The organism is Jiella endophytica (genome assembly GCF_004519335.1).
GTDB lineage: Bacteria > Pseudomonadota > Alphaproteobacteria > Rhizobiales > Rhizobiaceae > Jiella > Jiella endophytica.
Window position 1 is genome coordinate 18,562 of the sequence record NZ_SOZD01000015.1, and the last position, 19,960, is coordinate 38,521.

General features: G+C 67.7%; 13 protein-coding genes. 8 read left to right on the forward strand and 5 right to left on the reverse strand.

Features of this window, described 5'->3' with window-relative positions; all coding sequences use genetic code 11:
* Nucleotides 1-2: 2 nt before the first annotated feature.
* The 8 genes from E3C22_RS23510 (at nt 3) to E3C22_RS23545 (ending at nt 11,889) form a co-directional block, all read left to right on the forward strand.
* On the forward strand, nt 3-1,511 hold the full coding sequence (locus tag E3C22_RS23510; protein ID WP_134764329.1) for a M81 family metallopeptidase: 1,509 nt from the start codon (nt 3-5) through the stop codon (nt 1,509-1,511).
* 62 nt (nt 1,512-1,573) lie between these two features.
* Nucleotides 1,574-2,737 (forward strand): M20 aminoacylase family protein, encoded by a 1,164-nt coding sequence (locus E3C22_RS23515; protein WP_134764330.1) that lies wholly within the window; start codon nt 1,574-1,576, stop codon nt 2,735-2,737.
* A 53-nt stretch (nt 2,738-2,790) separates the two neighbouring features.
* The gene (locus tag E3C22_RS23520) at nt 2,791-3,927 is read left to right on the forward strand and encodes a M20/M25/M40 family metallo-hydrolase (protein WP_134764331.1); all 1,137 of its coding nucleotides are present in this window, start codon (nt 2,791-2,793) and stop codon (nt 3,925-3,927) included.
* A 31-nt stretch (nt 3,928-3,958) separates the two neighbouring features.
* Nucleotides 3,959-5,440, forward strand: coding sequence for an amidase (locus tag E3C22_RS23525; RefSeq protein ID WP_134764332.1), 1,482 nt, complete (start codon nt 3,959-3,961; stop codon nt 5,438-5,440).
* Nucleotides 5,441-5,725: 285 nt separating this feature from the next.
* A complete protein-coding gene (locus E3C22_RS23530; RefSeq protein ID WP_134764333.1) occupies nt 5,726-7,339 on the forward strand; it encodes an OpgD/OpgG family glucan biosynthesis protein in 1,614 nt (537 codons plus the stop codon).
* A gap of 321 nt (nt 7,340-7,660) precedes the next feature.
* On the forward strand, nt 7,661-9,058 hold the full coding sequence (locus tag E3C22_RS23535; protein WP_134764334.1) for a protoporphyrinogen/coproporphyrinogen oxidase: 1,398 nt from the start codon (nt 7,661-7,663) through the stop codon (nt 9,056-9,058).
* A gap of 139 nt (nt 9,059-9,197) precedes the next feature.
* Nucleotides 9,198-10,181 carry an ABC transporter substrate-binding protein gene (locus tag E3C22_RS23540; protein ID WP_134764335.1) on the forward strand — a complete coding sequence of 328 codons (984 nt, stop codon included), beginning with the start codon at nt 9,198-9,200 and terminating at the stop codon, nt 10,179-10,181.
* Between the two features lie 4 nt (nt 10,182-10,185).
* On the forward strand, nt 10,186-11,889 hold the full coding sequence (locus E3C22_RS23545) for an ABC transporter permease (protein WP_245515166.1): 1,704 nt from the start codon (nt 10,186-10,188) through the stop codon (nt 11,887-11,889).
* Between the two features lie 41 nt (nt 11,890-11,930).
* Here E3C22_RS23545 and E3C22_RS23550 read toward each other — a convergent pair whose 3' ends face one another.
* The 5 genes from E3C22_RS23550 to E3C22_RS23570 all read right to left on the reverse strand — a co-directional run bounded on the left by E3C22_RS23550 (nt 11,931) and on the right by E3C22_RS23570 (nt 19,791).
* Complete coding sequence (locus E3C22_RS23550) at nt 11,931-13,019, reverse strand: ABC transporter ATP-binding protein (RefSeq protein ID WP_134764336.1); 1,089 nt, start codon at nt 13,017-13,019, stop codon at nt 11,931-11,933.
* Between the two features lie 22 nt (nt 13,020-13,041).
* A complete protein-coding gene (locus tag E3C22_RS23555) occupies nt 13,042-14,721 on the reverse strand; it encodes a formate--tetrahydrofolate ligase (protein WP_134764337.1) in 1,680 nt (559 codons plus the stop codon).
* 353 nt (nt 14,722-15,074) lie between these two features.
* Nucleotides 15,075-18,212, reverse strand: coding sequence for a bifunctional proline dehydrogenase/L-glutamate gamma-semialdehyde dehydrogenase PutA (gene putA / locus E3C22_RS23560; protein WP_134764338.1), 3,138 nt, complete (start codon nt 18,210-18,212; stop codon nt 15,075-15,077).
* 122 nt (nt 18,213-18,334) lie between these two features.
* Nucleotides 18,335-18,790, reverse strand: coding sequence for a thioredoxin family protein (locus E3C22_RS23565; protein WP_245515167.1), 456 nt, complete (start codon nt 18,788-18,790; stop codon nt 18,335-18,337).
* 89 nt (nt 18,791-18,879) lie between these two features.
* On the reverse strand, nt 18,880-19,791 hold the full coding sequence (locus E3C22_RS23570; protein WP_134764339.1) for a class I fructose-bisphosphate aldolase: 912 nt from the start codon (nt 19,789-19,791) through the stop codon (nt 18,880-18,882).
* Nucleotides 19,792-19,960: the final 169 nt, after the last annotated feature.

Consider the following 19,960-nt stretch of genomic DNA (forward strand, 5'->3'; position numbering starts at 1 on the left):
CCATGCAGCCCGCCTTTTCGCCGCGCATCGCCGTCGGCGGATTCATGCACGAGACCAACACATTCGCCCCGACGATGGCCGACCTGCCTGCCTTCGAGCATGGCGGCGGCTGGCCGGCCCTTTCCGAAGGCCCGGCGATGCTGGAGGCGACGCGCGACGTCAACATGGGCATCTGCGGCTTCGTCGAGGCGGCGGAGCAGCGCGGCTGGCGGCTCGTCCCGACACTGTGGTGCGCGGCGGTGCCCTCGGCCCACGTCACCGAGGACGCCTATGAGACGATTGCCGGGCGCATCGTTTCGGCGATCGCCGCCGCGGGCCCCCTCGACGGCGTCTATCTCGATCTCCACGGCGCCATGGTCGCCGAGCATCTGGAAGACGGCGAAGGCGAACTGCTCGTCCGGGTGAGGTCGCAGGTCGGGCCCGACGTGCCGATCGTCGCCAGCCTCGATCTCCATGGCAATGTGACGAGGATGATGGTCGAACAGGCCGACGCCCTCGTCGCCTATCGCACCTATCCGCATGTCGATATGGCCAAGACCGGCCGGCGCGCCGCGCAGCTGCTCGCTTGGCTGCTTGACGGCCGCCGCTATGCCAAGGCGTTCCGGCAGATCCCCTTCCTGATCCCGATCGCCTGGCAGTCGACCGACATGGAGCCGAACGCCTCGATCTACCAGGCGGTCGCGGAGCAGGAGGCCGGCCCCGTCGCATCGGTGTCGTTTCTCTGCGGCTTTCCGGCCGCCGACATCGCCGATTGCGGCCCCTCCGTCGTCGCCTATGCGGAAACCGAGGAGGCGGCGAAGGCGGCGGTCGATGCGATCGGCGAGAAGGTCTGTGCCGGGCGGCTCGCCTTTGCCGGCGCCACATACGATCCGCTCGACGCCGTCCGCGAGGCACAGCGCATGGCCGCGAAGGCTCGCAGACCGGTGGTCATCGCCGACACCCAGGACAATCCCGGGGCGGGAGGCGATTCCAACACGATGGGGATGCTGAAGGCGCTGATCGAGGCAGACGCCAAAGGCGCGGCGATCGGCGCGATCTTCGATCCTGCGGTCGCGAGGACCGCCCATGAAGCCGGCGTCGGCGCGACGATCGCCTGCGCCCTCGGAGGCGCCAAGGGCATCGAGGGCGACAGTCCCTATGCGGGCCTCTTCGAGGTCGTCGCCCTCTCCGACGGCGAGTTCGTCGCCCCGGGGCGGTTCTATGGCGGCGTCCGCATGCAGCTCGGCCCCTCGGCCTGTCTCAAGGTCGGCGGCATTTCCATCGTCGTCGTCAGCCGCAAGGCGCAGATGGCCGATCGCGAGATGTTCCGCTTTCTCGGCGTCGAGCCCGAGCGCCAGGCGATCCTGGTCGTCAAGAGTTCGGTGCATTTCAGGGCCGACTTCGCGCCGATCGCCGAGACCATCCTGGTCGCGACGGCGCCCGGCCCGATGCCGGTCTCGCCGGCTTCCCTACCCTTCACCCGGCTGCGGAGCGGCGTCGACCTGTCGCCGACAGGCCCCGCCTTCGTCTGACCGACACGCCCGGCGATGCCTCACAAGGCGCGCCGGCATAACCGCCACCAACGAGGACTGCGATGACCATCATTCCCGAAATCGCCAGCTTTTCGACCGACCTCACCGAAATCCGCCGCGATCTGCACGCCCATCCCGAGATCGGCTTCGAGGAGAAGCGCACCTCCGCGATCGTCGCCGAAAAGCTGCGCGCCTATGGTCTCGACGAGGTGCATGAGGCGGTCGGCGTCACCGGCGTCGTCGGCATCCTGCGCGGCACCGGCGGCGAAGGACGGACGATCGGGCTTCGCGCCGACATGGACGCGCTGCCGATGGAAGAGCAAACCAACCTGCCCTTCCGCTCGCAGAATCCCGGCGCCTTCCATGGCTGCGGCCATGACGGCCACACCACCATGCTGCTCGGCGCGGCCCGCTATCTCGCCGCCAACCGGGATTTTGCCGGGACTGCGATGTTCGTCTTCCAGCCGGCCGAGGAAGGCCTCGGCGGCGCCAGGGCCATGCTCGCCGACAAGCTGTTCGAGCGGTTCCCCTGCGACGAGATCTATGGCCTCCACAACAGCCCGATGCTGAACCTCGGCGAGGTCGGCATCTTCCCGGGCAAGGCGATGGCCGGGGCGAGCTTCTTCGACATCACCATCAAGGGCCGGGGCAGCCACGGCGCCCGGCCGCACGACTCCAGAGACCCGATCGTCATCGCGACGTCGCTGTCCCAGAGCCTGCAGTCGATCGTCAGCCGCAATGTCGATCCGATGCTGCCCGCGGTCCTTTCGATCACCAAGATCCACGCCGGCTCGGCCTATAACGTCGTTCCGGAAAGCGCCGAACTCGGCGGCACCGTCCGGTTCTTCGACGACGCGGTCGGCGAACTCGTCGCCCGCCGCATGCGCGAGATCTGCGCCGGCGCGGCGGCGATGTATCAGTGCGAGATCGACGTCGACATCCGCCCCATCTTTTCGGTGCTGGAGAACCACCCGGCCGAGACCGAGGAGATGCGGCTTGCCGCCGTCGACATCGTCGGCGAGGCCGGCGTGCTCACGGAGCCGACGCCGATGATGGGCAGCGAGGATTTCGCCGACATGCTGCTCGCCGTCCCCGGCGCCTATGCCTGGGTCGGCCATGGCGGCACCATGCCGCTGCACAATCCGGGATTCATCCTCGACGACGAGATCCTGCCGATCGGCGCCAGCCTGCTGGCCCGGGTGGTGGAGCGCCGGCTCTCCGCCTGAGACGGCCTGCCTTGCCTGCCAACCATCGCATGCATGAATGACGAGGAAGACTGATGGACGTGACCAAGGTTCCGCTCGACGCGGAAGAGATGATCAAGGGGCTCAAGCGCTGGGTCGAATGCGAGAGCCCGACCTACGACAAGCCTTCCGTCGACAGGATGGCAGCGCTCGCCGCCGATGACATGAAGGCGCTCGGCTTTTCCGTCGAGATCATCCCCGGCCCGGACGGCCTCGGCGATTGCGTCCGGGCGACGTTCCCGCATCCCAGGCAGGGCGAGCCGGGCGTCCTGATCAGCGGCCATATCGACACGGTGCATCCGCTCGGAACGCTGGAGAAGCTGCCGTTCCGGCGCGACGGCGACCTCTGCTGGGGCCCCGGCATCTGCGACATGAAGGGCGGCAACTACATCGCCATGAGCGCCGTCAAGGCGCTCGCCGAGATGGGCGTCGAGACGCCGCTGCCGGTGACGATCCTTCTGACCTCCGACGAGGAAATCGGCACGCCGGGTTGCCGCGCGATGATCGAGGCGGAGGCGGCGAAGAACAAATACGTCCTCGTTCCCGAGCCTGCCTGGGCGCGCAACACGGTGGTCACCGGGCGCTACGCCATTGCCCGCTACCACCTCACCGCCCTCGGCCGGCCGAGCCATGCCGGCGCGGCGCTGAAGGCCGGCCAGTCGGCGGTGAAGATGATGGCGAGAAAGCTCATCGAGATCGAGGACATGACCGACGACGACTGCACCTTCTCGGTCTCGGTCATGCATGGCGGCCAGTGGGTGAACTGCGTGCCGACGATCGCCCGGGCCGAATGCCTGTCGATGGCCAAGCGCCAGGAAGACCTCGACCGCGGCACCGGGAAGATCCTCGCCTTCAACCGGCAGGAGGCCGACGGCACCGGCTTCGTCGTCGAAAAGAGCGTCGTGCGTCCGGTCTGGGAGGCCAGCGCAGGGACGATGGAGCTTTACGAGCGGGCAAGGCGGCTCGGCAACGAGCTCGGCTTCGATCTCGCCCATGCCTCGGAGGGCGGCGGATCCGACGGCAACTTCACCGGCGCGATGGGGCTGCCGACGCTTGACGGCCTCGGTGTCGTCGGCCGCGACGTCCATACGCTGAACGAGCATATCGAGGTCTCGAGCCTCGCCTCGCGCGGCAAGCTGATTGCCGGGCTGCTCGCGGAACTCGGCGCGTGAGCCGACCTGATCTCCTCGCCGGGGCGCGGCCGTGACGCTTTCGGGCGGCACGTCGGAGGAGAAAGCAGCGAAGGGCGGCACCGCGTCGCCCTTCGCTGCCAATGGTTCGCTGCGCGCTCCGGCCGGCGAGGTTTCCGGGATCTGCGCCCTGCCGGCGACCGCGCTCGCCGCCGCGATCGCCAGCCGCAGCCTCTCTTCGGTCGAGGTCGTCGCGGCCTTTCTTGACCGGATCGAAAGCGTCAATCCGGCGCACAATGCCATCGTCTCGCTGCGGCCGAGAGAGGAGATCCTCGCCGAGGCCGAGGCTGTCGACCGGCGGATCGCTACAGGTGAGGCGCCGGGACCGCTCGCCGGCCTGCCCATCGCCATCAAGGACCTGTCGCCGACGAAGGGCCTTCGCACGACTTTCGGATCGCCGATCCACCGGGACGACGTGCCCGATGCCGACGGGCTGGCGACGGCCCGTGTCAGGGCGGCCGGGGCGATCGTCATCGGCAAGACCAACACGCCGGAATTCGGCCTCGGCTCTCACACGTTTAACGAGGTGTTCGGGGCGACCGGCAACGCCTTCGATCCGGCAAGAAGCGCCGGCGGCTCGTCAGGCGGCGCGGCCGTGGCGGTCGCCACCCGCATGCTGCCCCTCGCCGACGGCTCGGACATGGGCGGCTCGCTGCGCAACCCCGCCGCCTTCAACAACGTCTACGGCCTTCGACCGTCCTTCGGACGGGTGCCGAGCCTGCCGGCCGGCAATGTCTTCGAGGCTTCGCTCTCGACCGACGGGCCGATGGCGCGGACGATCGACGATCTGGCGCTGCTGCTCGCGGTCCAGTCCGGCGCCGATCCCCGTCAGCCGCTCTCCGCCGGTCTGCCAGACATCACCCGCGACAGGCTCCCGACCGACCGGCCCGTGAGGATCGGCTGGCTCGGCGACCTCGGCGGCCATCTCGCCACCGAAGCCGGTATCCTCGAGACCTGTTTGTCCGCCCTCAATACGCTTCCCGGCTGCGAGACCTCGCCAGCTAGCCTCGGCTTCGATCCCGAGCGTCTGTGGCAGAGCTTCGTCGTCCAGCGCCAGGCGGCGATTGCCGGCAAGCACGGGCCGCTCTTCGACGATCCGGCGACCCGCGATCTCCTGAAACCGGAACTCCAGTGGGAGATCGAAAACGGCAAGGCACTCTCCGCCCTTGCCCTCCATGTCGCCGGCGAGACGCGGACGGCATGGCACCTCTGCCTGCTCGACCTCTTCGGAAAATTCGACTTCCTCGCGCTCCCCGCAGCGCAGGTCTGGCCGTTTCCGATCGAATGGCGGTGGCCCCAGACGATCGCCGGCCGCCCGATGGACAGCTATCATCGCTGGATGGAATGCGTCGCCCCCGGCACCTTGTCCGGCTGCCCGGTGCTGGCGCTGCCGGCCGGCTTTTGCGACGGCCTGTCGACTGGCGTCCAGCTGATCGCCCCGCTCGGCCGCGAGGCCGATCTCCTCGCCCTTGCCCGTCGCCGCGAGCCGACCTGACCCAAGGCATTGTTTCATAACCGAAATGATAGGCTGGAGCCCGGCGGAAGTCCGCTACGGCAAGGCGCTGCCGGCCCATTGTCGACCGCTCGAGTCGGTCCAAGAGCCGGCGCCGCAGGGGTCGCGTAAGGCTTTACCATGATTGCCCTTTTTCTGCGCAAGCTCACTGAATGCCCTAACGCTTTGCAACCACTGCCATATCGATGACAAAATGCGCCTCTCTCTGCGGCACTGGGAGTCGCGCGCCGATGGCGCGCCCGGGACATGCCAAGGGACATTCTGCTGATGCGTGACGACAATGCCTCGCCGGACGAGCCGGGGACCTCGACCGATCGCAGCGGCCTCAGCCGCCGCTCCTTCCTGACCGCCGCCGCCGCGCTCGGCCTGCTGCCCGCCGGCGGCCGGGCCTTCGCCGAAGACAAGCTCCTCACCTTCGAGAAGCCCAGGGCCTTCTCCTTCGATCTGCTGGCCGATCAGGCGCGCCGGATGGCGATGCAGCCTTATATCGAGACGAAGTCGCGCGATCCGAAGGTGCTCGACCAGATCGACTTCGACGCCCATTGGAAGATCAAGTACCGGCCGGAAGCGACCCTCGAAGTCGCCGACGGATCGGCGCCGGTGCGGCTGTTCCATCTCGGCCGCTATTTCCAGCTTCCCGTCGGGATCCACGTGGTCGACGGCGACAAGTCCAGGGAGCTGCGATACGACCCTGTGGTCTTCGAGATGCCGGAGGACAGCCCCGCCCGCAAGCTGCCGAAGGACATCGGCTATGCCGGCCTCAGGGTGATGGCGCCCGATCAGAAGACCGACTGGCTGGCATTCCTCGGCGCCGCCTATTTCCGTTCCGCGGGCGAGCTCAACCAGTACGGCCTTTCGGCCCGCGCCCTGGCGATCGACGTCGCCATGCCGACGCCGGAAGAATTCCCGCGCTTCACCGACTACTATCTGGAGCGCTCGACGACGCCGGGGCACGAACTCGTCATCACCTGCCTGATCGACTCGCCGCGCATGACCGGCGTCTTCCGCATGGACGTCGGCAAGCACGGCCCCGTGGTGATGGACATCGACAGCCGCTTCTTCGCCCGCGACAAGATCGACCGGGTGGGGCTGGCACCGCTGACCTCGATGTTCTGGTTTTCCGAGACCGACCGGCCGGACCGGATCGACTGGCGGCCGGAGGTTCACGACAGCGACGGGCTGGCGCTGTGGACCGGCTCCAACGAGCGCATCTGGCGGCCGCTCAACAACCCGCCGATGGTCCGCACATCGAGCTTCGCCGACAGGGGTCCGAAGGGCTTCGGCCTTTTGCAGCGCGACCGCTCCTTCGCCAACTACCAGGACGACGGCGTCTTCTACGAGAAGCGGCCGACGGTCTGGATCGAGCCGAAGGGCGACTGGGGCGCCGGCGAGGTGCAACTCGTCGAGATCCCGACGGACGACGAGATCCACGACAACATCGTCGTCTACTGGGTGTCGGAAAAGCCGGTCGGGCGAGGTGACGAGATCCCCCTCTCCTATCGCCTCACCTGGTCGAAGGACGAGCCCCATCCTGCCGAGGTCAGCACGGTGACGGCCACCCGCATCGGCCGCGGCGGCATTCCCGGCCAGCCCCGACCGAAGGGCGTCATGAAATTCGCCATCGACTTCGACGGCGGCTACGTCGCCAAGCTCGATCGCGACGCCAAGGGCGTCGAGGCGGTGGTCAATGCGTCCCGCGGCGAATTGTCGAACATCGAGTGCTATTCGGTGAAGATCGGCACCGCCTGGCGGATGACCTTCGACATCAAGGCCGACGATCCCGAGCCCGTCGACCTCAGGGCCTATCTGAAATCCGGCGACCAGACCCTGACGGAAACCTGGCTCTACCAGTTCCTTCCCGAACCGGATTCGGCGGCCTGACCGGTCCGGGTCGACCTGCCACTTGCAAGACGGGGCGCCGGGCCGCCGGCGCTCCGTCATCTAAATCCGGCGGCTGGATGCGTCGCCCTACCGCCGCGCCGGACGCCTCACGCCCGGCTCAAGACGATGTGACCGGCGCCATCAACCCTTTCTTTACGCTCCCGCCAATCATTCCTCTCCCCGCCCTGCTGCGCGCCTGCGATGACAACGGCAGGTTAAAGAAGTTTCCCTTAGCATTCCTGCCGTTTCCGGAAGCAGGCCGCCGAACGACGGGCTCTGCCCGCAGCCTTCGCGGCACCGGACGGAACCGAGGGGAGCTGCATGCATCCGATCGCCATTCTCGGGGCCGGCATCGCCGGCCTGACCGCCGCCGCCGAACTCAAGCGCCGCGGCCTTCCCGTGGTGGTCTACGAGGCCGGCACGAAGGTCGGCGGGATGATGGCTTCCTTCAAGGATCCGGCCGGCTTCACCTATGATTTCGGCGCGCATTTCGTGAACAACCGGCTGGCGAAGGCGCTCGGCGCCGCCGACATCTGCCGGCCGGTGAAACACTATGGCGAGGCGGTGCATCTTGCCGGCACCTCCTACGGCTACCCCTTCGGGCTCATGCGCTCGCCGCGCTTCGTCCGCGGCGCGGTGGCAAGCCGCCTGCGCCATCACGAGCTTCGCACCGCCGAGGACTGGTTCCGCCACCACTATGGCGACGCCCTGGCCGAGGCGGTGGCGATCCCGATCGCCGAAGCCTGGTCCGGCACGCCGGCGAGCGAACTTGCCCCTTCCGTCGGCGAGAAGATGTCGAACGGCGCGCTGAAGACCCTCTATCTCAAGGCCGCCGCCCGGCTGACGGGCCGCGCGGTCTGCATCGGCTACTCCCACGAGCGGCCGGAAAATGCCGGCGTCTACCACGTCTATCCCGAGGGCGGCATTTCGCGGCTGCTGCAGCCGACCCTCGATGCCGTGTCGCATCTGGTGAGGCTCGAATCGCCGGTCGAAAAGATCCTCGTCGAGGACGGCGCGGTGCGCGGCCTTCGCGTCAATGGCGAGACGATCGAAGCTTCGGCGGTGATCTCGACGGCGCCGGTTCATGTCCTGCCGAAGCTCGTCGAAGGATCGGACGCGCTCGATCATCTCGCCCGCTTCCGCTACCGGCCGATGATCTTCGTCAACCTGCACTTTGAGGGCCGGGGCCATCTGCCGGATACGATGCTGTGGGTGCCGCGGCGCGACGTGCCGTTCTTCCGGCTGACCGAGACGCCGATCTCGATGCCGTGGCTGGCACCCGATGGCAAGACGCTGATCACCTTCGACATCGGCTGCGCCGTCGGCGACGCCCTCTGGACCATGTCGGACGACAAGCTCGCCGAGCTCTGCCTCGACGGCATTGCGGAACTCTATCCGCAGCTGCGCGGCAAATATCTCGGCGCCGGCGGCATCATGAAGACGCCGATTTCCTATCCGGTCTACCGCCTCGACTACGAGGCTGAGCGGCAGCGCTTCGCCCGCTCCTCCGGCATCGACGGCCTCTACTCGATCGGCCGCAACGGCGAGTTCGCCCATATCCTGATGGAAGACGTCCACTGCCGCACCCTGAGGCGGATGGACGCGGTTGCGGATTATGTCTGCCCGCCCTCTTCCACCGACACGGCGGTCGCCGAGCTGAAACGCATGGGTCGGCGGCTGGCCGAGGCGGACGGGGGCGTCGGGACGAAGGCGGCCTGAGCGGCGAGGCTCGGGGTCGGGGCTTGTGGCGGCTTGCTCCGGCTGTCATGACGCTGTCATGACGGGACGGGTACTCCAAGGATCGAGCCGGCGTCCGTTAGCCGACGCCGATCCGCAATCGACCTTCGAGAGCTTTTCCATGATCCGCAAAGCCGGCCTCATCGCCATCTCGCTCGCCGCCATCTTCGCGGCAGCCCCGGCCCTCGCACAGGAGGGCAAGCTGGTGCTCTACACCAGCCAGCCGAACGAGGACGCCCAGGCGACCGTCGATGCCTTCGAGAAGAAGTATCCCGGCGTCGAGGTCGAATGGGTGCGCGACGGCACCACCAAGGTGATGGCCAAGCTGCAGGCGGAATTCTCCGCCGGCAACCCGCAGCCCGACGTGCTGCTGATCGCCGACAGCGTGACCATGGCCGGGCTGAAGCGCGACGGCCGGCTGATGTCCTACGAGGGCGCCGACACGACCGGCTTCGAGGACGGCCTCTACGACAAGGACAAGGCCTATTTCTCGACCAAGCTGATCACCACCGGCCTCGTCAACAACACCCGCGCCGAGATGACCCCGTCGTCCTGGAAGGACCTCACCAAGCCCGAGGCGAAGGGCCAGGTGACGATGCCGAGCCCGCTGACCTCCGGCGCAGCGCTCGTCCATCTCGCCACCATCACCCAGAACCCCGACCTCGGCTGGGACTATGTCGAGGCGCTGGCCAAGAACGGCGCGACGGCCGCCGGCGGCAATGGCGGCATCCTCAAGGCGGTGGCCGGCGGCCAGAAGGCCTATGGCGTGATCGTCGACTACCTGCCGATCCGCGAGGCCGAGAAGGGCTCGCCGGTCAACTTCGTCTTCCCGACCGAAGGCGTCTCCGCGGTGACCGAGCCGGTGGCGATCCTGAAGACCGCCAAGAACCCGGACGCCGCCAAGGCCTTCGTCGACTTTCTCCTCTCCGAGGACGGCCAGAGGCTCGCCGCCAAGCAGGGCTATCTGCCGGCCCGCGAAGGCGTCGCGCCGCCCGAGGGCTTTCCCTCCCGCGACAAGATCAAGCTAATGGCCTTCGACGCCGACAAGGCGCTGGCCGACGAGGAAGCGAACAAGAAGCGCTTCGCCGAGATCTTCGGCGGCTGACAGCTTGCCGACATTCCCGAGGCAAAGACCGGACGGCGAGGGCCTGGCTCTCGCCGTTCTCGTTGTCGCCGTCACCCTCGTCTCGGTGCTGCCCATCGCCCGCCTGCTTCTCGAGGCGGTCGCGCCGGGCGGACGCTTCGACCTTTCCAATCTCGGCTCGGTGCTCGCCGCCGCATCGACCTGGCGTGCCACCTGGCACTCGCTGGTGACCTCGCTTGCCGGGACGGCGATCTCGCTCGTCCTCGGCACGGCCTTCGCGCTCGCGGTGGCGCTCACCGACATCCGGGCGAAGGCGGCGCTGGTCTTTGCGTTCCTGCTGCCTCTGATGATCCCGCCGCAGGTGACGGCGCTCTCCTGGGCGCAGCTTGCCGGCCCGTCGAGCCCGATGCTGATCACCCTCGGTCTCGCGCCGCCGCTCGGCGCGCCGAACCCGCTCTACAGCGCCGAGGGGATCATCCTCCTCCTCGGCATCCAGCACGCGCCGCTGGTCTTCCTGGCGGTGCGCGCCGGGCTGCGGGGCCTGCCACGGGAGATGATCGAGGCGGCGCGGGCCTGCGGCGCCGGGCGGCTCTTCGTTCTGTGCACCATCGTCCTGCCGATGATGACCCCGGCGCTGGTCGCCGGTGCGGCGCTGGCCTTCGTCTCGGCGATCGGCAACTTCGGCATTCCGGCGCTGCTCGGGATCCCCGCCGGCTATACCGTCCTACCCGCCTTGATCTATCAGCGGCTGGCGAGCTTCGGCCCGTCGATCATCTCCGACGTCGCGGTTCTCTCTATCCTCGTCGGCGGCCTTGCCTTTCTCGGCTTCGCGCTGCAGTCGCTGCTGATCGGCAAACGCGACTTCAGAAGCGTCGGCGCGCCATCGGCGGCGCTGCGGTACCGTCTAGGGAAAGCACGGCTGCCGGTGGAGCTCGCCGCCTGGGGCGTCATCGTCGTCATTCTCGTCGTGCCGCTCGTCGCCCTCGTCGCGACGTCCCTCGTCAGCGCCTACGGCGTCCCGCTCAACGAAAAGACGATGACGCTCGGCAACTATGCCGAGGTGCTGTTTCGCCAAGACGCAACGGTGCGGGCCTTCCGCAACTCGTTCTTCCTTGCCGCCGGCGCGTCGCTCCTTCTGATGCTCCTCGCCGTCCCCTTCGCGGCGATGATCGTCTGGCGCGGCGGCAGGCTCCTGAAGGCTTTGGCGATGCTCGCCGAGGTGCCCTACGCCCTGCCGGGCATCGTCCTCGGCATCGCGGCGATCCTGATCTTCATCAGGCCGCTGCCGATCCTGGAGGTCAGCCTCTACAACACCATCTGGATCATCTTCTTCGCCTATCTCGCGCGCTTCCTGACGCTGTCGCTGCGGCCCGTCGTCGGCGCGGTGCAGCAACTCGATCGCGGGCTTGACGAGGCGGCGCGGATGACCGGCGCCGGCTATCTCTTCCGGCTGCGCACGGTGCTCTTTCCGCTGCTCGCGCCGGCGGCCGCCGCGGGCGCGGTGCTGACCTTCATGACCAGCTTCAACGAGCTGACGGTCTCGGCGCTGCTCTGGTCGGCGGGCAACGAGACCCTCGGCGTCGTGGTCTTCAATCTCGACGACGGCGGCTATACGGTGCTCGCCTCGGCGGTCGCGGTGGTGACCGTCGCGGCGATCCTGGCGATCATGGGCGTGACGGCGCTGTTCGGCAGCCGGCTGCCCCGCGGCGTATTGCCCTGGACGGACTGATTGTATCGAGAGCCGGAGGCTTCTCCGTTCAAGGCGAGCCCTCAGGCCGCCTCGGCAAGGCTCTTCGTCGTCGCAGCCGCCGATGGCAGCACCCAGCCGTCGCGAACCACCACCCGCACGATGTCGCCGATGGCGATGCGCTCGGCCGACGTCACCGGGAGAAGCACGCCCGGCGCCATGTCCGGCTCGATCTCGTAGAGCGTGTGGGCGCCCTTGAAGACCGCCTTGCGGACCTTCGCCGCAAAGCCACCGTCGCCGAGCGCCAGGCCTTCCGGTTTCAGCGCGAGGCGCGCGGCGCCGGAGGATGGCGCACCGCCAGCCGCCCGCACCAGCGCCTCGCTGCCATGGAGGGACACCCGGGAGCGCCCGTCGCCTGCCCGCCCGAGCGCCATGCAGTCGACGACATGGCCGTTGCCGACGAAGCGGGCGACGCCCTCCCCCGCAGGCTCGGCATAGAGGGTCGCGGGATCCGCCACCTGCAGGATGCGGCCTTTTTCCATCACCGCGATCCGATCGGCCATCGCCATCGCCTCGGCCTGATCATGGGTGACATAGACCATCGTCGCGCCGGTCCGCGCGTGGAAGGCGCGAAACGTCTCCTCCATTGCGGCCCTCAGATGCACGTCGAGATTGGCGAGCGGCTCGTCGAGCAGGATGACGTCGGGGTCCATGGCGAGGCAGCGGGCAAGCGCCACGCGCTGGCGCTGGCCGCCGGAAAGCTCGGCCGGGCGCCGCGCCTCGAAGCCGGAGAGCTCGACGGCCGCCAGCGCCTCGCCGACCTTGCGGGCCATCTCCGCCTTGCCGAGCCCGCGCACCCTCAGCGCATAGCCGACATTCTCGGCAACGGTCATGTGCGGCCAGAGCGCGTAGGACTGGAAGACGATGGCAACGTTGCGCTTCTCGGGCGGGACATGCATTCCTTCGCCGGCGACGAGCTGCTCGCCGAAGCGGATCGCGCCGGCGCTGAGCGTCTCGAAACCGGCGATCAGCCGCAGGAGCGTGGTCTTGCCGCAGCCGGACGGCCCGAGGAGAGCGACGAATTCGCCTTCCGCGATCTCGAGCGATACGTCGTCGACCGCCGCGGTGCCGTCGAAACGTTTCGTCGCCCCGGCGATGCTGATGGCCGTCATGTCTCGATCGTCTCCGCCGGCGTCAGAACAGACCTTCGATCTCGCCGTTGTCGTTGAGATAGATCGATTCGGCCGCCGGCTGCGAGGGCAGGCCCGGCATGGTCATGATCTGCCCGCAGATGGCGACGACGAAGCCGGCGCCCGCAGAGAGCCGCACCTCGCGCACATGGACGGAAAAGTCCGCCGGCGCGCCACGCTTCGTCGGGTCGGTGGAGAAGGAATACTGCGTCTTCGCCATGCAGACCGGCAGATTGCCGTAGCCGGCCTCCTGCCAGGCGGAAAGCTGGTCGCGGACCGACTGGTCGGCCGTGACCTCGGCGCCGCGATAGATCTTCTTCACGACCGTCTCGATCTTTTCGAAGAGGCCCATCTCGTCGGGATAGATCGGCTGGAAATCGGCCGTGCCGCCGTCGGCAAGTTCGACCACCTTCTCGGCAAGGCCGGTGATCCCGGCCGATCCCTCCGCCCAGTGGCGGCAGACGATCGCCTCGGCGCCGAGGGTCGCGACGTAGTCCTTCACGGCGGCGATCTCGGCTTCGGTGTCGGCGGAGAAATGATTGATCGCGACGACGACCGGCACGCCGAAGCCTTTGACGTTCTCGACGTGGCGGCCGAGATTGGCGCAGCCGGCCTTCACCGCCTCGACATTCTCGGCGCCAAGATCGGCCTTGGCGACGCCGCCATTCATCTTCATCGCCCGGACGGTGGCGACGACGACGGCCGCTGCCGGCTTGAGGCCCGCCTTGCGGCACTTGATGTCGAAGAACTTCTCGGCCCCGAGATCGGCGCCGAAGCCCGCCTCGGTGACGACATAGTCGGCGAGCTTCAGCGCGGCCTTCGTTGCGACCACCGAATTGCAGCCATGGGCGATATTGGCGAAGGGGCCGCCATGGACGAAGGCCGGGTTGTTCTCCAGAGTCTGGACGAGGTTCGGCTGGATCGCATCCTTCAGGAGAACCGCCATCGCGCCATCGGCCTTGAGGTCTCTGGCGGTCACTGGCGTCTTGTCGCGACGGTAGGCGACGATGATGTCGCCGAGGCGTTTTTCGAGATCCTTCAGGTCATTCGACAAACACAGGATCGCCATGACCTCGGAGGCGACGGTGATGTCGAAGCCGGTCTCACGGGGGAAGCCATTGGCGACGCCGCCGAGCGAAGCGGTGATCTGGCGCAGCGCCCGGTCGTTCATGTCGAGCACCCGCCGCCAGGTGACCCGGCGGGAATCGATCTGCAGCTCGTTGCCCCAGTAGATGTGGTTGTCGATCATCGCCGAGAGCAGGTTGTGCGCCGTGGTGATCGCGTGGAAGTCGCCGGTGAAATGGAGGTTCATGTCCTCCATCGGCACCACCTGGGCATAGCCGCCGCCGGCGGCCCCGCCCTTGACGCCGAAGCAGGGTCCGAGCGAGGCCTCGCGGATGCAGATCAGCGCGTTCTTGCCGATGCGGTTGAGCCCGTCGCCGAGGCCGACGGTGGTCGTCGTCTTGCCCTCGCCGGCCGGCGTCGGATTGACGGCGGTGACGAGGATCAGCTTGCCGTCGGGCCGGCTTTCGAGGCTGTTCAGGAAAGGCGCGGAAATCTTCGCCTTGTCGTGGCCATAGGGAACGATGTCCTCTTCGGACATGCCGAGGCGCGCGGCGATCTCCTTGATCGGCTTCTTGGTCGCGGCGCGGGCGATGGCGATGTCGGAGTTGAATTCGCTCAAGGCTTTCTCCCTACAGTCAATCTTTTGGCGCCAGCATACGCAAGGTGCCGAACCATTGCCACCGTGCGGGCGCCGGGAAATCCGGCAACGGCGGCGCGGTCGATCGTCGAAGGGAAAAGTCAGGGGCGCCGACGAGACGAAAAGAAAAGCCCGGCGTGGGAGGAGATCGCCGAGCTTTTCTTCTACTCGTATCTGCGGAACGCGACATCAGGAGGCAATGCGAATTCCGCTGCCTGCTGCCGGGTCGGAAAATGCGGCCACACCACATGGGAGGAAAGGGCGGACCGCCTCGTCATCCTTGCCCGACTCACACAAGCTACCACAGTTTCCATGGTCTTGCTGTGTCCTCGTTGCTACGACTCCATGGCGATGAGGCTGGCGTTGCCTCCGGCTGCGGCAGTATTGACCGATATCACCTGCTCCCGTGCGAAACGGGCCAGGTAGTTCGGTCCGCCTGCCTTCGGCCCCGTCCCGGAAAGGCCAGATCCGCCAAAGGGTTGCGAGCCTACAATCGCGCCGATGATATTCCGGTTCACATACAGGTTACCAACGGTTAGCCGTGCAATGACTTTGTTCGCGGTCTCGTTGATCCGGCTATGCACGCCGAGGGTCAGGCCGTAGCCCGTCGCCTCGATGGCATCGAGGATCTTGCCGAAGTCCTTTGTCTTCCAGCGCACGACATGCAGGATCGGGCCGAACACCTCGCGGTCGAGCGCCTCCGGCCGATCGAGCTCGACGACATGGGGCGCGAAATAGTGCCCCTTGCCGGATAGCCCCTCGGGCACCTTGCCGCGATAGCGGATCGTCTGTTCGGCCTCCATGCGCCGGACATGCTCCTGCAGCATGGCGAGCTGCTCGCCGTCGATCACCGGACCGATGTCGGTGGCAAGCTCGCGCGGATCGCCGACGGTCAGTTCCTTCGCGGCGCCGACGATCATTTCGAGGATACGGTCGCCGACGTCCTCCTGCAGGAACAGCAGCCGGAGCGCCGAACAGCGCTGGCCGGCGGAGCGGAAGGCCGACATCACCACGTCGTCGGCGACCTGCTCGGGCAGTGCGGTGGCGTCGGCGATCAGCGCGTTGATGCCGCCGGTCTCGGCAATCAGCGGCGCGATCGGCGCGTTGCGGGCGGCGAGCGCCCGGTTGATCGCAAAGGCGGTCTCGGTCGAGCCGGTGAAGGCGACGAGCGCCGTCAGATCGTGGGAGGTGAGCGCCGCGCCGGTCTCGCCGTCGCCAGGCGCCAGATAGAGGTGCTCCTTGGCAAACCCGGCCCGGTGGAGGAGCTCGACGGCCCTGGCGGCGATCAGCGGGGTCTGCTCCGCCGGCTTACCGATGACGACGTTGCCGGCAGCAAGCGCCGCGGCGACCTGGCCGGTGAAGATCGCCAGCGGGAAGTTCCACGGCGAGATCGCCACGGCGACGCCGCGCGAGCGATAGGTCAGGCGGTTCTCTTCGCCCGTCGGCCCCGGCAGGTTCACCGGCTCGCCGAACAGCCGCATCGCCTCGTCGGCATAGAAGCGCAGAAAGTCCACCGCTTCGCGCACTTCGGCGATGGCATCGTCGAGGGTCTTGCCGCCCTCCGCCGCAAGGATCGCCAGAAGCTCGGCCTCGTGGCTCTCGAAAAGGCCCGCCGCCTTGCGCAGCATTTCCGCCCGCCGCGCCGCCGGCACCGCCTCGGCAGCCGTGACATGCCGCGCCGCCTCGCCGACGAGCGCCGTCGCGGCCTCGGCGGAGAGATGGTGGCTCGTCCCGAGCACGGTCCCGTCGACCGGCGAGACGATCTCCACCGGCTCGGCCCCCTTCTTCGCCGCCTCCGCCTCGCAGCGGGCCGCAAGTCCGGTCACGGCGGCGCGGCCGCGCTCGGAAATCAGGCTGGCCAGCGCCTTGCGGTCGCCGCTCTCGACGCCGGCGGAGTTCTTGCGCGGCGAGAACAGATCCTTCGGCAGGCCGATCTTCGGATGGCGCGCCGGGCCCTCCGCCAGCACCGACCGCGGCCGGACCAGAAGATCGTCGACCGGCACGTCCTCGTCGCCCACCATCGCCACGAAGGAGGAGTTGGCGCCGTTTTCGAGGAGCCGGCGGACGAGATAGGCGAGAAGGTCGCGATAGCCGCCGACGGGGGCGTAGATCCGGCAGGCGATCGGCGGCTTCGGCCCGCCCCGCCGCAGCGTCTCGTAGAGCGCCTCGCCCATGCCGTGCAGGCGCTGGAACTCGAAGCCGGTGGCGTCGCTGCCGGCCATTTCGAGGATGGTTGCGACGGTCAGCGCGTTGTGGGTGGCAAATTGCGGATAGATCCGCGCCCGCCGGTCGAGCAGCGCCTTGGAGCAGACGAGATAGGCCAGATCCGTCGCCGGCTTGCGGGTGTAGACCGGATAGCCGTCGAGCCCCTTTTCCTGGGCGTGCTTGATCTCGGTGTCCCAATAGGCGCCCTTGACGAGGCGCACCATCATCCGGATCCCGGCGGCGCCGCAAAGCGCGTCGATATGGTCGATGACCGCGACGGCGCGCTTCTGATAGGCCTGGACGGCGAGGCCGAAGCCCTCCCAACCCTTGAAGTCGAAGCGCTTCACCAGCGCGTCGATGACGTCGAGGGAGATCTCCAGCCGCTCGGCCTCCTCCGCATCGATGGTCAGGTTGAGGTCGTAGCCGCGTGCCATCTCGGCAAGGGCCTCGACCTTCGGCAGAAGTTCGGCGATGACCCGCTCGTGCTGCAGCGGATGATAGCGCGGATGCAGGGCCGACAGCTTCACCGAGATGCCCGGCCGGTCCGGCAGCTTCTTGTTGCCGGCCTTGCGGCCGATCTTCTCGATGGCATTGGCGTAGGAGCGATAATAGCGCTCGGCGTCCTCCATCGTGCGGGCGCCCTCGCCCAGCATGTCGTAGGAGTGGCGATAGCCCTTCGCCTCGAAGCCCCGCGCCCGTTCCAGCGCGTCGTCGATGGTCTCGCCGAGGACGAAGTGCCGGCCGAGAAAGCGCATGGCCTGCCGCGTCGCCTGGCGCACCGCCGGGCCACCGAGCCGCTTGACGAGGCCGGACATGACGCCCTGCGGCGTCTCGTTCGGCCGGATGATCCGCGCCGAGATGCCGAGTGCCCAGGCCGAGGCCGCCGTCATCAGGCGGTCCTCGCCGCCCTCGTGATGGGCCCAGTCGCCGGCGCCGATCTTCTCCTCGATCAGCCGGTCCTGCGTCGCCGCGTCGGGCACGCGCAGAAGCGCCTCGGCGAGGATCATCAGGGCGAGGCCTTCGCGGCTCGACAGGCCGTATTCGCGCAGGAAATCCTCGACACCGCCGATGCCGCCCGCCGCCTTGCGGATGCCGACGATCAGACCGCGGGCCCGGGCATCGACCTTGTCGTCGTCGACGGGCCAGCGGTCGGAGGCCTTCAGTAGCGCGGAGACCGCCGCCTGATCGTCCGGCGCGAAGGGCGCGGCGAAAGGCGCAGGGAAGTGTCCAGCGTCGACTGACCGGGCGGTGCTGGTCTCGGCGGGCATGGCAGTCTCCAGGGCACGAGGGAGCAACTTTGGCTTTAAACCTGAAAGACTAGGGAGGATTGGATGCCGCCGCAACGTGAGACTTTCGGCCAATGGGCCTCGACCGACATGCCGATCGCGTCTCACCTCGCGGGCGGAACTTCGCTCCTGCCCGCCGGCGCCGGCTTGCCCGCTGAGCCCGCCTCGTCGCCGTCGAGGATCGCCTCGATCTCCGGATAGAACCACTTGCGGCCGGGATAGCCCTCGAGCCGGCCGATCTCGTGGCCGTCTTCGCCGATGAGGACGAAAGTCGGCGTGAACACCGCCGGCGTCAGGCCGGCGATGCCGCCGGTGCGATCGTCATAGATGTTCACCCGGCGGAGCGGCGCGACCCTACCAATGCGGCTCTGGGGGTAATCCGGTGCGATCTCGGCATCGAACTTGCGGCAGAACGGGCAGCCCGGCTGCTCGAACATCAGGAGTTCGTCGGCCCAGGATGCGGCGGGCCGGCAGGTCAGCGCCAGGACAAGCGCCAAGAGAAAAGCGGCGGCCATTGCCAGCCGCCGCCCGAAGATCGTCCGATTTCGCGCCGTCGCCATGCAAGGGATCATAGGGCCCGGACGAAAGAACGCGACGCGACGTTTCGCCCGGCTGCGAAAAGCGCGCCGGGCGAGGTCGCTGGCAAGCCTCAGCTGTAAATGTCCATCACCTCATTAAGGAGCGCGATGGCCTCTTCCTTCGGACGCTGGAAGGAATTGCGGCCGATGATCGAGCCATTGCCGCCGCCTTCGCGGATGGCGCGGACCTCTTCGAGAAGCTCCGAGGTGTTCTTCGCCGCCCCGCCGGAGAAGACGACGACGCGCTTGCCGTTGAAGGCGGCCTGCATGACATGCTTGACCCGGCCGGCCATGCTGGCGCTGTCGACCGGATATTTCTCGTAGGTCGACTTCGCCGCATCGAGATCGATGTGCGAGGTCGGCAGCTTCACCTTGATGATCGTCGCCCCCATCAGCGCCGCCATGTGCGCGGCATAGGCGATGATGTCCGTGCCGGTCTCGCCGTCCTTGGTCACCTTGCCGCCGCGCGGATAGGACCAGACGACCGAGATCAGCCCGCGCGACTTGGCGTAGTGGCTGATCTCGCGCAGCTCCTCGATCATCTCGTAGGAGCACTCCGACCCCGGATAGATGGTGAAGCCGACGCCGATGCAGCCGAGGCGCATCGCATCGTCGACGGTGCCGGTGAGGGCCTGGTCGTTGTTCGAGACCAGCGAATTGCCGCTGTTGACCTTGAGGATCAGCGGCACCTCGCCGGCGAAGGTGTCGGCGCCCTGCTCGAGCAGGCCGAGCGGCGCGGCATAGCCGGAGACGCCGGATTCGATCGCCAGCTCGTAGAGGTAATGCGGATCGTAGGCGGCCGGGTTCGGCGCGAAGGAGCGGGCCGGCCCGTGCTCGAAGCCCTGATCGACCGGCAGGATCACCATCCGCCCGGTGCCGCCGAGGCGGCCGTGCATCAGGAGCCGGGAGAGATTGCTCTTCAGTCCCGGAGTCTCGCCTTCGTACCAGGAGAGAATTTTCCGTACGACCTCGGTTCTGAGCATGATTTGGGTGTCCTTCGGCAAACGACAGGAATGGCGCATCGAGCAGGGATGCTTGCCGTTTCTTTTGTAGGCATATCGGTGTGACGTCCAGACGGGCCGTCTTGCACCAATCGATTAAAACCGCCGATCGCGGCCAAAGATCGAAAAAACTTTTTGATCGCAGGCTCGC

Coding starts and splice junctions, on each gene's coding strand:
- E3C22_RS23530 (WP_134764333.1), top strand. CDS start 5,726: ATGCGTGACGACAATGCCTCGCCGGACGAGCCGGGGACCTCGACCGAT.
- E3C22_RS23515 (WP_134764330.1), top strand. CDS start 1,574: ATGACCATCATTCCCGAAATCGCCAGCTTTTCGACCGACCTCACCGAA.
- E3C22_RS23535 (WP_134764334.1), top strand. CDS start 7,661: ATGCATCCGATCGCCATTCTCGGGGCCGGCATCGCCGGCCTGACCGCC.
- E3C22_RS23570 (WP_134764339.1), bottom strand. CDS start 19,791: ATGCTCAGAACCGAGGTCGTACGGAAAATTCTCTCCTGGTACGAAGGC.
- E3C22_RS23510 (WP_134764329.1), top strand. CDS start 3: ATGCAGCCCGCCTTTTCGCCGCGCATCGCCGTCGGCGGATTCATGCAC.
- E3C22_RS23540 (WP_134764335.1), top strand. CDS start 9,198: ATGATCCGCAAAGCCGGCCTCATCGCCATCTCGCTCGCCGCCATCTTC.
- E3C22_RS23520 (WP_134764331.1), top strand. CDS start 2,791: ATGGACGTGACCAAGGTTCCGCTCGACGCGGAAGAGATGATCAAGGGG.
- putA (WP_134764338.1), bottom strand. CDS start 18,212: ATGCCCGCCGAGACCAGCACCGCCCGGTCAGTCGACGCTGGACACTTC.
- E3C22_RS23565 (WP_245515167.1), bottom strand. CDS start 18,790: ATGGCGACGGCGCGAAATCGGACGATCTTCGGGCGGCGGCTGGCAATG.
- E3C22_RS23550 (WP_134764336.1), bottom strand. CDS start 13,019: ATGACGGCCATCAGCATCGCCGGGGCGACGAAACGTTTCGACGGCACC.